The organism is Sphingomonas qomolangmaensis (genome assembly GCF_024496245.1).
Classification (GTDB): Bacteria; Pseudomonadota; Alphaproteobacteria; order Sphingomonadales; family Sphingomonadaceae; genus Sphingomonas; species Sphingomonas qomolangmaensis.
On the sequence record NZ_CP101740.1, the window covers coordinates 1,598,852 to 1,611,353 of the forward strand.

Annotated in this window: 9 protein-coding genes; 6 read left to right on the plus strand and 3 right to left on the minus strand. The window is 65.0% G+C overall.

From position 1 onward, the window contains the following. The first annotated feature begins 56 nt into the window (after positions 1–56). Both NMP03_RS07545 and NMP03_RS07550 read left to right on the plus strand, forming a co-directional pair. Positions 57–1,766 carry an Hsp70 family protein gene (locus NMP03_RS07545; RefSeq protein ID WP_256507867.1) on the plus strand — a complete coding sequence of 570 codons (1,710 nt, stop codon included), beginning with the start codon at positions 57–59 and terminating at the stop codon, positions 1,764–1,766. Next, the gene (locus tag NMP03_RS07550; RefSeq protein ID WP_256507868.1) at positions 1,763–3,496 is read left to right on the plus strand and encodes a hypothetical protein; all 1,734 of its coding nucleotides are present in this window, start codon (positions 1,763–1,765) and stop codon (positions 3,494–3,496) included. The genes NMP03_RS07545 and NMP03_RS07550 overlap by 4 nt, the downstream gene beginning before the upstream one ends. A gap of 447 nt (positions 3,497–3,943) precedes the next feature. On the opposite strand, the gene NMP03_RS07555 is transcribed toward NMP03_RS07550, so the two are convergent. Both NMP03_RS07555 and NMP03_RS07560 read right to left on the minus strand, forming a co-directional pair. Next, positions 3,944–5,461, minus strand: coding sequence for a DUF4139 domain-containing protein (locus tag NMP03_RS07555; protein ID WP_256507869.1), 1,518 nt, complete (start codon positions 5,459–5,461; stop codon positions 3,944–3,946). Continuing rightward, on the minus strand, positions 5,461–6,885 hold the full coding sequence (locus NMP03_RS07560; protein WP_256507870.1) for a DUF4139 domain-containing protein: 1,425 nt from the start codon (positions 6,883–6,885) through the stop codon (positions 5,461–5,463). Before NMP03_RS07560 ends, NMP03_RS07555 begins: the two co-directional genes overlap by 1 nt. Between NMP03_RS07560 and NMP03_RS07565 the strand changes: the two genes are divergently transcribed. Next, the gene (locus NMP03_RS07565; RefSeq protein WP_256507871.1) at positions 6,884–7,531 is read left to right on the plus strand and encodes a VOC family protein; all 648 of its coding nucleotides are present in this window, start codon (positions 6,884–6,886) and stop codon (positions 7,529–7,531) included. The genes NMP03_RS07560 and NMP03_RS07565 overlap by 2 nt on opposite strands. Before the next feature lie 355 nt (positions 7,532–7,886). Here the strand turns inward: NMP03_RS07565 and NMP03_RS07570 are convergent, their stop codons facing one another. After that, positions 7,887–8,705, minus strand: coding sequence for a glycoside hydrolase family 16 protein (locus NMP03_RS07570; RefSeq protein WP_256507872.1), 819 nt, complete (start codon positions 8,703–8,705; stop codon positions 7,887–7,889). A gap of 369 nt (positions 8,706–9,074) precedes the next feature. Here NMP03_RS07570 and NMP03_RS07575 point away from each other — a divergent pair, with 369 nt between their 5' ends. The 3 genes from NMP03_RS07575 to NMP03_RS07585 all read left to right on the plus strand — a co-directional run bounded on the left by NMP03_RS07575 (position 9,075) and on the right by NMP03_RS07585 (position 12,437). Beyond that, positions 9,075–9,497, plus strand: coding sequence for a hypothetical protein (locus tag NMP03_RS07575; protein ID WP_256507873.1), 423 nt, complete (start codon positions 9,075–9,077; stop codon positions 9,495–9,497). Positions 9,498–9,795: 298 nt separating this feature from the next. Then, positions 9,796–10,329 (plus strand): YfiR/HmsC family protein, encoded by a 534-nt coding sequence (locus NMP03_RS07580; RefSeq protein WP_256507874.1) that lies wholly within the window; start codon positions 9,796–9,798, stop codon positions 10,327–10,329. Further along, entirely contained in the window at positions 10,326–12,437 is a 2,112-nt protein-coding gene (locus NMP03_RS07585; protein WP_256507875.1) for a TonB-dependent receptor plug domain-containing protein, read from the plus strand. The genes NMP03_RS07580 and NMP03_RS07585 overlap by 4 nt, the downstream gene beginning before the upstream one ends. The last annotated feature ends 65 nt before the right edge of the window (positions 12,438–12,502 follow it).

Below are 12,502 nucleotides of genomic sequence, written 5' to 3' on the forward strand. Positions count from 1 at the left end.
CCCCCGCATAGCGGAGGAATATTCTTGGCATACATCCCTGAGCCACGGTTGGGTCGGTGCCGGTGATCGTCGGTATTGATCTTGGAACTACCAACAGCGCTGCCGCGATCTGGAAGGATGGCGCCGCGGTCCTCGTTCCAAACAGCTTGGGAGACTTTCTCACGCCTTCCGCCGTCGCGTTGGCGGAGGACGGCAGCATTGTCACGGGTCTGGCGGCGCGTGAGCGCCAGGTGAACGAGCCGTCCACCGCGCGAACCCTGTTCAAGCGGGCGATAGGAACGGCGGCGCCACTCAGCCTTGGTTCGATAGAATTCAGAGCCGAAGAGCTATCCGCCATCATCTTGCGTAGCCTGAAGGCAGACGTGGAGAATTTCACGGGCGAGAAGGCCGACAAGGCAGTTATTACCGTTCCTGCATATTTCAACGACAAGCAGCGCAAGGCGACGCGGCGCGCGGGTGAGTTGGCCGGATTCTCGGTGGAACGCCTGATCAACGAGCCGACTGCTGCGGCGTTGGCCTATGGCATACATGAGCTTGGAGTCGAGGAACCCTTCCTAGTCTTTGACCTTGGGGGCGGCACTTTCGACGTATCGCTGGTCGAAATATTCGAGGGGGTGATTGAGGTCCGATCATCGGCTGGAGACAACCGGCTAGGGGGTGAAGATTTCAACGCCGTACTGATGGTCATGGCGGCAGAACGGATTCGCGAGCTCGACTGGGAAGCAAGCGGGAACATGGTGCTTCAGGCTGTGTTGAGGGACGCTGCCGAGCGCGCACGCCGCAAGCTCAGCGAGAGTGACGTCGCGACCATTTCGTTGGTCTGGGAGGGCGCGAGCCACCATGTGAAGATCACAGCTGCCGACTTCGAGCAACGCTGCGAGCCGTTGCTGGCTCGCCTGCGCGAACCGGTCATTCGGTCGCTGCGGGACGGCCGGACCAAGGTGGAGGAACTCAGTGAAATCGTGATGGTGGGCGGTGCGACGCGCATGCCGGTCGTCAGAAAGGCGGCAACGCGCATGTTCGGGCGCTTCCCAGCGAGTCGCGTGCACCCCGACCACGCCGTGGCACTCGGCGCTGCCATCCAAGGTGCCCTCAGGGGCAAGATGGCCGAACTCGAAGAGATCCGCCTCACCGATGTTTGCCCGTTCACGCTCGGCGTAGCTACTTCGGAACGGCTTCCAAACGGGACCCTCAGGTCAGGTATCTTTGCACCCATTATCGAGCGAAACACCGTCGTTCCCGCGAGCCGCGTCGAAACTTTTTCGACCTTGCAGAACGGACAACGTCGTGTCGAACTCGAAATCTATCAGGGCGAGGCTCGCGCCGTGGAGGAGAACATCCTTCTCGGCAAACTGGATGTGCCAGTTCCGCAGCATCGCGCGGGGGAAGTCAGCGTGGAGTGCCGCTTCAGCTACGATGCGAGCGGTCTTTTGGAAGTCGACGTCACGGTTCCCAAGACCGGTGCTACCCGGCAGATCGTTATCCTGGGGGACGACCAGAATGAAGATGAAGAGGCCTTCGCCAAGCGCCGCCAGAGGCTTGCCGCGCTCAAGGTACATCCGCGCGAGAACGGCCAGAATGCGGTTTTGCTGGCGCGTGCGCGACGCTCCTACGAAAGCTTCCTGGGCGAGCAGCGGGCTTATGTAGGTTCATTGCTGCTCCGCTTCGAAGCCGCATTGCACGGCCAGGACGCGCATACCATCGCCACCGTGAGGGAAGACATCGGCCGTGCACTGGACGAGCTCGAGGGTGAGCAGTTCCTGTGAGTGTTGCCGACGATTGGCAATTGCTTGGCATTGCCGCGACCGACGACCGGCGCGAGATCAAGCGAGCCTATGGCCACGTCCTCAAGGGGATCGATGTAGATGCTGACCCTGCGGCATTCATCCGCCTTCGTGAGGCGCTCGACAATGCGCTCGAATGGGGCGTGGAGGTGCCCTGGTGGGAAGATAACGATGATGATGCGACCACGCCGCTGACCGGCGATGGGCGCGAACAGGAGGATGCAGCGGAGCCTACGGATTGGGTTGTGCAGGAGCAGTGGGAAGAGCCATATGACTTTGGGCGCATGCCGCCACCGATCATCGAGGGCTCGCTAGGAACCGCAATGCTGCAGCTTGACCTGCTGCTGTTCGAGGAAGGCGCGGATCCCGCTAAGGTCGCACGGCTGGGATGTGAAATTCTGGGTGCCCGCGAGCTGGAGCACATCGATACGGCGTCGGCGACCGAGCAATGGTTGGCCGACACGATCATTGCTTCGATCCCTGCTTCGGACCCGTTGCTCGCGCCCGCCATCAAGCACTTCGGCTGGGACTGCAAACAAAGCGCAACGCAAAGCTATGCCGTGCAGTCGGTGTTCGATCGGGCCGCGGACCGAGAAAAGTTGGCTGCCATGGGCGACCCATCGCATGCACATCATCGGGCGTTGCGCGAGCTTCGCGGCCCAGCCCGCACGCGCGTTGGTCCGTTTCAACAACAGCTCGTGAAGGACGTCTCCGACCTGCTATCCTTTATCGAGACTTGGCATCCTACCATCGAGAAGGATCTGGAGGGGCCTCATCTGGACTGGTGGCAGAATTACATCTCGTCCCGACTGCTACCCCCGCACTTTTGGAAATTGCTGCTGGTAGGATCCTTGCTGTTCACGACAATTGCCGTCGCCCTGCTGCCCCCTGGCACAAGCGACGCGTTGGGTATCGTGGCCCTGCTCGGCTCGATAGCGCTTAGTTACACTCTCCTCCGGGCCGCTGTGGTGCTTCAGCGGACCGCGCATCGCTTGCACGAACAGGACGCGCCCCTGGGCGTCTATGTGCACCTGCCGCTGCTCAGCGCTGCCATATTCGGTTCTCCGCTGCTATTCGCTGCTGTCGGTCCGGGCAGGGTTCACGCGGTCGCTTCCGTGCTACTCTCGGCCACGCTGGCAATCACAGCCTATCTGCGTTGCGCACCGCCGCAATGGGAGGACGAAGTAAGCCGATGGGACCGAAGGTCTTTTCCAATCGGCGCGGCAATCGTTTCTGCCTGCATCCTCGTCGAGGTGCCCTGGGCCATTGCGCTCCAGCTGACTGCTCCGCTGGTACTATGCTGCTGGTTCGGTAGCCGCGGTTGGCACTCATGGGCGCTCTACCTGGGAGACACCCCCGAGCGGCAGCGCCTGACGCTATACGGGGTGTCTATCGGGTTGATGATCGGCGGCACCACCGCCGCTATCCTGGGCCTATTCGCCGATCCACGACCTGTGCTGCTCGTCAGCGTACCACTCGCGGTTCTTTCCCAACATCTTGTCCTCGCTTCCACCCCAATCTACCTCGCTTGGCTCGAGTGGCCATTGCGTTCGGCAGCAACATTCTTCTTCATCTGCTTGCCGGCGTTTCGCGCTCACGCCGGCGAAGGGCTCGGCAGGCTTACATTGTCGGCGATGTTGTATCTCCTGGCTTTCAGCTTTGTGAAGATCGGCGCGATCTTACTGCGCAGAATACGGCTGACGGGGGTTTGAAAGTCACCGCTGTCCTCAAGCTCGGCCTTCAGTCCGTTGGAAGGCGAGTGGAAAGTTTGGCTATGGGCGTTCCCTACCTTTCCATGTTCCGGTAGAATCGCCGGTGCGACAGCGTTTTCACCATCCTAAATATTGCCACCCGTTCCATCCCGGCGGCCAATTCTCGCGTTCAATTCGAGCGGTTGAACGAGACGAGTCGGATTGAACGACAAGCGCGTTTTTAGTTGAGGAGGGTCGGCTGTCGGCGTGGTAATTTGGGGTGGCACTGATTGGCCCGATTGTCGCGCACATCGGCAGCCTTGTTCCCCATGTGCCCGTCTGACGGGGAATCCTAAGCCCCCTGCCCGCCCCTTATTGCCAGCCGGCGTGTTTGCTCGGGCAGAACCGTCACACGCTGTGTCCATGGCTGCCCAACGCCGCAACCGAACGACTCCAAATCCGCCGAAGCTAGTAGCGGATGCGCAATTCAGCGCGAGAATTTGGCTCGATCAGGATCGACCAGGTCGCGATGCCGTCGATGATTTCGAGCGTCGGATCGTCGCTTTCGATCTTCTGTCCCGCCTGACCAATCGGCACCTCCAGCCTGGCAGGTAGCCTCGACGCATTGCTGGCAGTGATCAGCGTCTCGTGCTGGCTGATCTGGGTCTGGCCAACCAGTATCTGCGTGCTGGTGCCCGCCGAAAGGCGGAAGGTCTCGCCCTCGGCGCGGTCATCGAGCGCGCCAAGGCCCAGCAGCAGGCGCTCGTCGCCGCGGCGGGCATAGGTGGCGGTGCTGCCCGAGGGCAGTGCGAGCCCGAGCCCGGCCTCGGCACGGTTGCGCAGCACTAGCACCGCGACGGTCGGCGACGGCGGCATCGTCTGGCCCGGATAGAGCTGGCGGCGATAGCGGCGCTCGAACGGCACCGCGCTGCGCGCCAGCAGCGCGACCTGCTTCTGGCCGCGCGCGGCGACGGTCACGCGTTCGGGGACGCGATAGAGCTTCAGGTCGCCGAGATCCTCGGGCGGCGGCGGAGGCGGCGGCGCCGGGGGTGGCGGCGGTGGCGGGCCGAAGGCGGGTGCCGCCATCACACGGCCCCCGGTGACGATGATTTCCTCGGCAGGCTCGAACTCGCGCTTGCGCAGATTTGAGGTCGTCGTGCCGAGTGGGTAGCAGGTCAGCGACAGCGCCCCCACCGCGGCGCGCAGCGACGGGGTGTAGATCCGGTTGAGCCGGCCCGCGACCGCGGCGACCTCGGCATTCGGGAATATCCCGGCGTTGCCGTTCGCCAGCGTCAGCCAGGCGAACAGGTCGAGCGAGCGCTGGTCGGCGGCGAGCGTGGCGACATAGCTTGCGCGCCAGTCGAAGCCCGAGGCGAGATAGCTCAGGCGCACGGTGACCGTGCGCGCGACCGGGCTGACCGTGGCGATGCTCAGCACCGGCTTGCTCGACAGCCCGGCGGGCACGCCGCCGTACGACAGCCCCTCGGGCAGTCCCGAGCAGCGCAACGTCTCGATACCCGTCGCGGTGCGCAGCACCACGCCGGGGGTAGGCCCGGCAACGATCGTCGCTTCCTCGCTGGTCTTGCGTCCGGTGGCGCGGTTGGTGCGCGTGAGCGTCACCTGCCGGCCGAGGCTGCCGTCGACGAGCGACGCCGGCGAGAGCAAGCGCGCGTCGCGGTTCTTTTCGACCACCCCGCCGGGCAGACCGTCGACCACCGCGCTGACGGGGACGATCCCTTCGGCGACACCTTCGAAGCGCAGCACCGCCGCCCCGCGCGGCAGCGCGACGCGGCGGGTCTCGGTAACCAACGCGAAGCCGCCGAGGAAGCGCAGGTCGATCGCGCCGTTGCCGCCGGGCGCGCGGTACACCGTCAGCGCGATGCGTTGCGGCGCCGCCGAGGTGACCACCGGCTGCGCGGCGGCTGGGCTGGCAGCAGTCGCCGCCAGCACGAGCGACGCCGCGCGGAACAGGGCGGCAGCGCGCATCAGTAGCGGGTGTCGAAAGTGGCGGTGACCACGCTCTCCCCATTGGCGGGCACCGGCACCTGCCATACCGCGCTGGCGACGTTGCGGCGTTCGCTCTCGCGGCTCTGCGCGATGATCCGCGTGTCGCCCGAGCCGAGCCCCGATTGCACCAGTTCCACCGTCACGGCGCGCGCACGCGCGTTGGTGAGGCGGTAGCGCACTTCGGTGCGCCAGCGGTCGCCGCCCAGCCGCGTCCGCGACAGGGTGGTCGGCTGGACCTTCACGTCGAAGGCGTCGCCGGTGGGCAGCGCGATCGTCGATCCCTGCGGGGTGTGGCCGATCTGGTTTTCGCCGGTGAATTGCGGCTGGCCGCGCGCATCGCGGATATAGACGCGCACCACCCCCGCGGGCAGCGCATCGCCCAGCCCCGCATCGCCCGCATTGGCGAAGCGCAGGATGGTCTGCGCGCTTCGCGGTTCGTCGGCGGTGCCGAGCCAGCCATTCTCGAAGCGATAGCCCGAGCTCGCGGTGACGCCCTTGGCGTCGAGGAAGCTGACCTGCTTGGTCTGCTTGTCGGCGATCGTCGTGCGTTCGGCGAGCGGATAAAGGTAGAAATCGCCGAGCTGTTCGCGGTCGGCGCTTTCGGTGCCGGGTTGCATCTGCACCTGGTACGAGCCGCGCGAGCTCGGGGAATAGTTCTGCCCGCCATCGCTGCCGCCGACATCGCCCGCGACCAGGAGCGTGCGCGCGTTGTTGAAGGTCGTGCCGCTGGTGTTGCGCAGCGTCACCCAGCCCTGGACGTCGACGGTGCCGCTCTTCTCGTCGAACAGCGCGACATAATCGGCGCTCCAGCCGAGCCCGCGGCTGAGATAGGAAAGCCGCGCCGGCCGGGTGCCGCTGCGCGTGCTGGCGAGCGTCACCGACAGCGTCGGGCGCGCGCGCAGCGAATCGGGAACGCGATCGAACACGGCGCGCACCGGCAGCCCGTCGTCGCGCAGCACCTCGATCCGCCCGCCGATATCGAGCACCACCCCGCCATTGACCGCGAGCACCTTGGCGCGCTCGCGCGTCTCGGTGCCGGTCGCGGGATTGGTGCGCACCAAAGTGATCGTCTCGCCCACCGCCTTTTCCATCAGGCTCGACGGGCTGAGCAGGTCATAGTCGAAATTCTGTTCGACAATCGCGGCATCGGGCACCGCGAGCGACACCGTTTCGGGGCGGATCTGCGCGCTGACATCGGGGAAGCTCTGCCGCACCCGCCCGCTCGCCAGCTCGAGCGATCGTACGTCCTGCACCAGCGCGACGTCGTTGTTGTAGATCGTCACCGATACGTCGCCCTGCGTGCTGCCCGCGCCGGGCGAAGCCGCAGAGGGCGGCGGCGCCTGCTGCGCTGTTGCCGCGACCGGCACGGTCAACGCCGCCGCCAAAGCCCAAGTTGCTTGCATGCTGCATCCCCTGTCGTTCTGCTGGCACCATGCGCAGCAACACGGTGCCGCGCAATCGGCGTCGCTTGCGTACGGGGTGGAAAGTATTGAGATTGGCGAAATTAGGCCGACGGTTGCTTACCCCACGTGCCAATCGCGGCGCTGGCGATCGGCTGCCAATTGGCTAGGCTTCGCAGCGCTAGTTTCAGGAGAGTCGCGCATGATCGCATATCCGGTTCTGCTGTTCCTTGTCGCGGCGCAGCAGGCGGCGACCGCTCCCGCCGCGCAGGCCGAGCATGTCGCGATCCAAGCGGCGGACATCGATCGTAGCGCCACCTTTTACCATGAGGCGTTCGGGTTGCGGATGATCCCGACGCCGCTCAAGAACCGCCGCTGGCTCGACCTCGGCAATGGGCTGGCGCTGCACATCCTCGACGGACGCACCGCGCCGAAGCCGTCGAACCGGAACGAGCACCTGGCGCTTCACGTCGCTGATCTCGCCACGGTCACAGCTTGGCTGGACCGGCACCGTCTTGTCTGGACCGACCTCGCCGGCAAACCGCGCACGATGCAAACGCGGTTCGACGGCGTCCGCCAAATCTACGTCCAGGATCCCGACGGTTATTGGCTGGAGATCAGCGATTCACTCGGCACTCCCGCGGGGTGAGGCAAGCCGCCACATCGCCCTGGATGCCAGATCGCCCTGACCGACTCGGGTATCTTCACCGAATTCGGCTTTTACACCGTCCGCAGCGCGCACGATTGCGATGGAATGGTCGATCGAACAGCCAGGTCTCGAGCACGCCGGACGCTGTCGTGCTGGCGCAGAAGCTGCCGGACGCAGCTATCGCAGGTCAGGTCGAGGTGCTCGAATAGAGAGACGCTCGCAACTCCCGCTCCGACGAAGCGGATCCTGCGTTCGCTTCACTGTCGGAGCTTCCGGAAACACGACGTTCGGTCAGTGCTTCGCTTCGGTGGTCAGGAGCAATCCCGCGGTACGCTCGCTACGATCACCTTTCGGATCAGCCGGTCTTCCAATAGCGCACGTGATCGATCGCCAGTTGCATCGGCAACGCCGAGTCGTCGACCCCGTGCTTGCCGCCCCAATCCCCCCCGACCGCCAGGTTGAGAATTAGGTGGTAGGGCCGATCGAAGGGCCACGCGCCGGGGTCACCCGGCGTGTCGTTGGTCACGCGCATATAGGATCGCCCATCGACACCGATGGTGATCGAATCGGGCTTCCAGTCGAGTTGATAGTCGTGAAACGTAGTGCAGGCATTCTCGATGCGCTTCTGTGCGCCGCGTTGCGTGCCTTTCGCGTGATTGAAGCTGCCCGAATGCAGCGTGGCATGAACGACCTTTGCGTCCCAGCCCACCATTTCCATGATGTCGATCTCGCCCATGTCGGGCCAGGTCCCGCCTTCGGGCAGCATCCAGATGGCTGGCCATCCGCCGCGTTCGCAAGGCAGCTTTGCGCGGATCTGATAGAAGCCGTATCCCAGTGGCGCGTTTGTCACCAGCTTGGCCGAACTATAGTGCTGTCCTCCCCAATCCGCGAACATCGCCTTGGACATTGGTTCGCGCCGCGCCTCGATAATCAGCACGCCATTTTCGACGCGCGCATTTTCGCGACGACCCGCGGAATAATATTGCAGCTCGTTATTATGCCACCCCTCGGCGTTGCGATGGGTGTCGTAGCGCCAGACACTCGGGTCGATTGTCGTCACCGCGAACTCATCGGCCAGGGTCGGCGGGGTCTTCGGCGCCGCCATCGGCGCGTCTGCGGCGTAATTGGTAGCGCCGAGCGTTGCCGCCTGCAGCGCAATCGCGAACCAGAACATGATGCTTCTCGCAATGCGGTTACCGTGGTGTGATCATAGTTATAGCAACGCAGATTGCCACCGCCTTGCGAGCCGCGACGTGGTCCAAGCCACACCCTGGCTGTGCGGCGCACTACGCTGATCGGGTTGGCTCCAAGCTCGCTCCCATGAACCGAGGTCCACACCGTCGCGTTCATTGCGTCGACAGGTTGAGCCAGCTACCGGTTCATCATGCTGCACCGACGGACAAGACCCGCATTCTTGGCTTTTCTTCTGCTGCAATCTGGAGCGCTTGCCGCCGCCGGTGTCGATCCCGCACAGATACGAACGGTCGAAATCCCCCCATCACAGCCAGAACCAATTACTCCGGGGCCCGAACCGGCCGCTGCTGTGATCCCCGAGATCGAGCCATCCGATAGGCTGCAGCTGGAGCTGCCAACGATCGAAGAAGCACGCGCGCGCGACGCCGCCCAAGCGCGTCGGCCCGAACCGATCGAGAGCGCTGCCAAAGTGGATGCCGAAGCGGTGGCGGGTGCGATAGCCGCAGCCGAGTCTGCCCGGCTGCGTACCGCCAATGCCGAACAACTTGCCGCCGCTCGGCGCCAGCTCGACCGGATCGCCACCGACAAGCGAGCCGAGCGCGACCGACTAGCTAGATATCGTGAAGCGGAGGCTGCTCATGCAGCCACGATGGCTGACTACAACGCTCAGGTCGAAGCGGCGCGCGTGGCGCGCCAGCGTTGGGAACGCGACGTTGCCGCTTGCGCGGCGGGTAACCGGAACCGTTGCGGGCCGGCTTTCACGCCCGACTGATGTCGCGCGATTTGGCGCCTTGGTGCCGCGCTTGGTCCAAACGCCAACGGCATCAGCCGCCAAGAGATCCGAGCTATCGAGTACTGCAACGCCGGACACGGCTCGACGCAGGCGCGAACTGCCCTTTAAGCCGGAATGTGTCGAAGACGGTCGGCCTTTGCGGACAAGGCATCCTGGCCCTTACCCGCGCCTGATTACCAGCGCCTGCATTTGTTCTGACAGAGCCCGCTGGAGTACTTTCTTAATCCGACGAGCGTATTCGATATCGACGGCGATCGGCAACCGTTCCGGAGTGATAATGACGCCCGCCCGTCTTCCCGTAGCGCTGCTGTTCGCTTCGACCGTGGCGTGCGCGGTGCCGACGACCGCGTTTGCACAAATGACCGACAGCTCGGTTCTTGTCGCCGGACGGGTGGCCACTTTCCTGCAGCCGACGCTGTCCGGCGAGGTGATCGCCGCGATTATCTATTTGCCCGGCGCAGCCGCGTCCGAAAGTCAGGCGCGCGCGATCGAGCGGGCGCTCCGCGGCGGTCTTGTCGTCGGCGCGCTCACGTTGCGGCCGCGGCGGGTACCCAGCACCTCACTTGCGGGGCTCGCCGGAGCGAGGGTTGCCTTCGTCACCACCGGGGTCAACTATCAGGCCGTTGCGCGGGCGACGGCATCGCGATCCATCCTGACCATCAGCTCCGATGCGGGGTGCACCCAAGCCGGGCATTGCGTGGTGACGATCATTTCGAAACCGAAGGTGCGGATCGTCGTCAGCAAGGCGGCCAGTCGGGCGGCGCAGTTGCGATTCAATTCGGGCTTTCTCATGCTCGTTAAGGAAATATGATGTCGGGTTCGGGCGTCTTTCGGCGCAAACCCATTGCCCGCCCCGCAGTGCGGGCGGCGGCGTCCGCAGCGCTCCTGTGCTGGTCGCCCACGGTGTATGCGCAGAGCATCAACTATGGCGAGCTCGAGGAGCTATTCGGCGAGCCGGTCACGACCAGCGTCACGGGCAAGCCGCAGCGCGTCTCGGATGCGCCCGCGGCAATCACCATCATCACGCGCGACGATATCCGCCGGTCGCCGGCGCACGACATCCCGGGCGTGCTCAAGGCCTATGCCGGCATCGATGTCGCACGCTGGACCGCAGGCCAGGCCGACGTCGTGATCCGCGGCGGGGTCCGCCCCTTCGATTCGCGTCTGCTGGTGATGGTCAACGGGCGGCAGGTCTATCTCGACCATTATGGCATGACCAACTGGGCCGGGATCGGCGTCCAGCTCTCCGAAATCCAGCAGATCGAAGTCGTTCCGGGACCGAACAGCGCGCTGTTCGGGATCAACGCCGTATCGGGCGTGATCAACATCATCACCGTCAATCCGCTGCACAGGCAGCAGTTGGCGACGGCAGTCGAAGTCGGCACGCGCGGCTATCTGCGCCTGTCGCAAAGCGCCGCGCTCAAACTGGCCGACTGGGTCGGACTGCGCGTTTCGGGCGGCTACGAACGGTCGAACGAGCTGGCGGGGCTGGCATCCTCGCAGCTGGCATTCCCGGGGGGCGTGGTGTTCGATCCCGATCACCAGGAGGTTTCCGGCGAAGTCTATCTCAATCCCAGCGACCAGAGCCAGGCCAGTCTCAGCGCGACCCATACCGAAAGCCACCATATCGAGATCGCGGAAATGCCCAGCGCGATCGATACGCGCTATCGATTCACCGCGCTCTCGGCGCGCGCCTCGCACGATACCGGCTGGGGCCTCTTGTCGCTTCGCATGTTCCGCAACGATTCGGAAATCGAGGTCGCCACGCCATTCGCAAATCTCAACTTCGACAACCGCGTATTCTCGGGCTCATTCGAGGCGCTGGTACGCGCCGGAAGCGTCGACACCCTGCGCGCCGGACTCGAATATCGGCGCAACGTGCTGCGGCAGACGACGTTCGGCAATTCGGCAACGCGCTATGACCTCTACGCCGGCAGTGGCATGTGGGAGCACCAGTTCGGCGACGCGGCCACCTTCACCGCTGCGATCCGGGTCGATTCGATGCGGCTTTCGCACGAGACATCGGATCCGCCCGGGGGTGCCGGCCCGCCGGGGGGCGGTCCACCGGGGGGCGGTCCGCCGGGAGTCGGTCCGCCTGGGGTCGGTCCACCAGGAGGCCCTGCTCCACCGGGAGGCGCTGGCCCGCCGCCAGGTTTGGGACCACCCGGGGGTGCTGACTACGACGCGTCGATCACCGAATGGGGCGCAAACGCGGCTTTGTTGTTGAAGCTGGGCCCGGCGGACACGCTGCGGATCGCGGCGAGCCGTGGAGTCCAGGCGCCTTCCTTATTCTCCTTCGGCGTCGCGTTCCCCGGCCAGACGGGGGGCGGGATCAGGCCTGCCATCATCCAGAGCGCCGAAGCCGGGCTGACGCACGAGATCGAACCGATCGAAGGAAAGGCGGAGCTGACCGCCTTTTTCAACCGCACTACCGACGTGATCAGCAGCACCAGCAACGTCGGCATCTTCAACGCCTTCGGCGTGACCGCCTCGCTTGCTGGTCGTGCCGCACCGTCCTGGACGTGGATGCTCAATTACAGCTGGACCCGCACCGACGAGAATATTCCCGCCAATAGCGGCGGCGTGTTCGTCCATGCGCTCGCGCTGGAACGGACGACGCCCGCGCACAAGCTCAAGGCCCAGCTGAGCTACGAGGCCGGACCGTGGCTCGCGACCGGCGCCGCGCGCTACACGTCGGCCACCCGCCAGCTGGTTTCCGCCGGCGGGGTCCTGAATGGGGCGCTGTCGCTGGTGCCCATCGACCCTACGCTGGCGCTCGACGCCAAGCTCGCCTTCCGGATCAACCGCCACCTGACGGCGACCGTGGCGGGCGAGAATTTGACCGGGGCCGGCGGTGTCGATCTTTCTCCCGCGGCGGCCGAACGGCGGCTGCGCGCCGGCCTGCAGTTGCAGTTCTGACCATGGCGCGCGCGCTTCCCTTGCGGACGTGGATCGACCGTTTCATGCGCCTCTCCGACTGGCCG

Excerpts from the sequence above, each read along its gene's own strand:
- NMP03_RS07555 (WP_256507869.1), bottom strand. The coding sequence starts at position 5,461 with ATGCGCGCTGCCGCCCTGTTCCGCGCGGCGTCGCTCGTGCTGGCGGCG.
- NMP03_RS07580 (WP_256507874.1), top strand. The coding sequence starts at position 9,796 with ATGACGCCCGCCCGTCTTCCCGTAGCGCTGCTGTTCGCTTCGACCGTG.
- NMP03_RS07560 (WP_256507870.1), bottom strand. The coding sequence starts at position 6,885 with ATGCAAGCAACTTGGGCTTTGGCGGCGGCGTTGACCGTGCCGGTCGCG.
- NMP03_RS07585 (WP_256507875.1), top strand. The coding sequence starts at position 10,326 with ATGATGTCGGGTTCGGGCGTCTTTCGGCGCAAACCCATTGCCCGCCCC.
- NMP03_RS07570 (WP_256507872.1), bottom strand. The coding sequence starts at position 8,705 with ATGTTCTGGTTCGCGATTGCGCTGCAGGCGGCAACGCTCGGCGCTACC.
- NMP03_RS07565 (WP_256507871.1), top strand. The coding sequence starts at position 6,884 with ATGCTGCATCCCCTGTCGTTCTGCTGGCACCATGCGCAGCAACACGGT.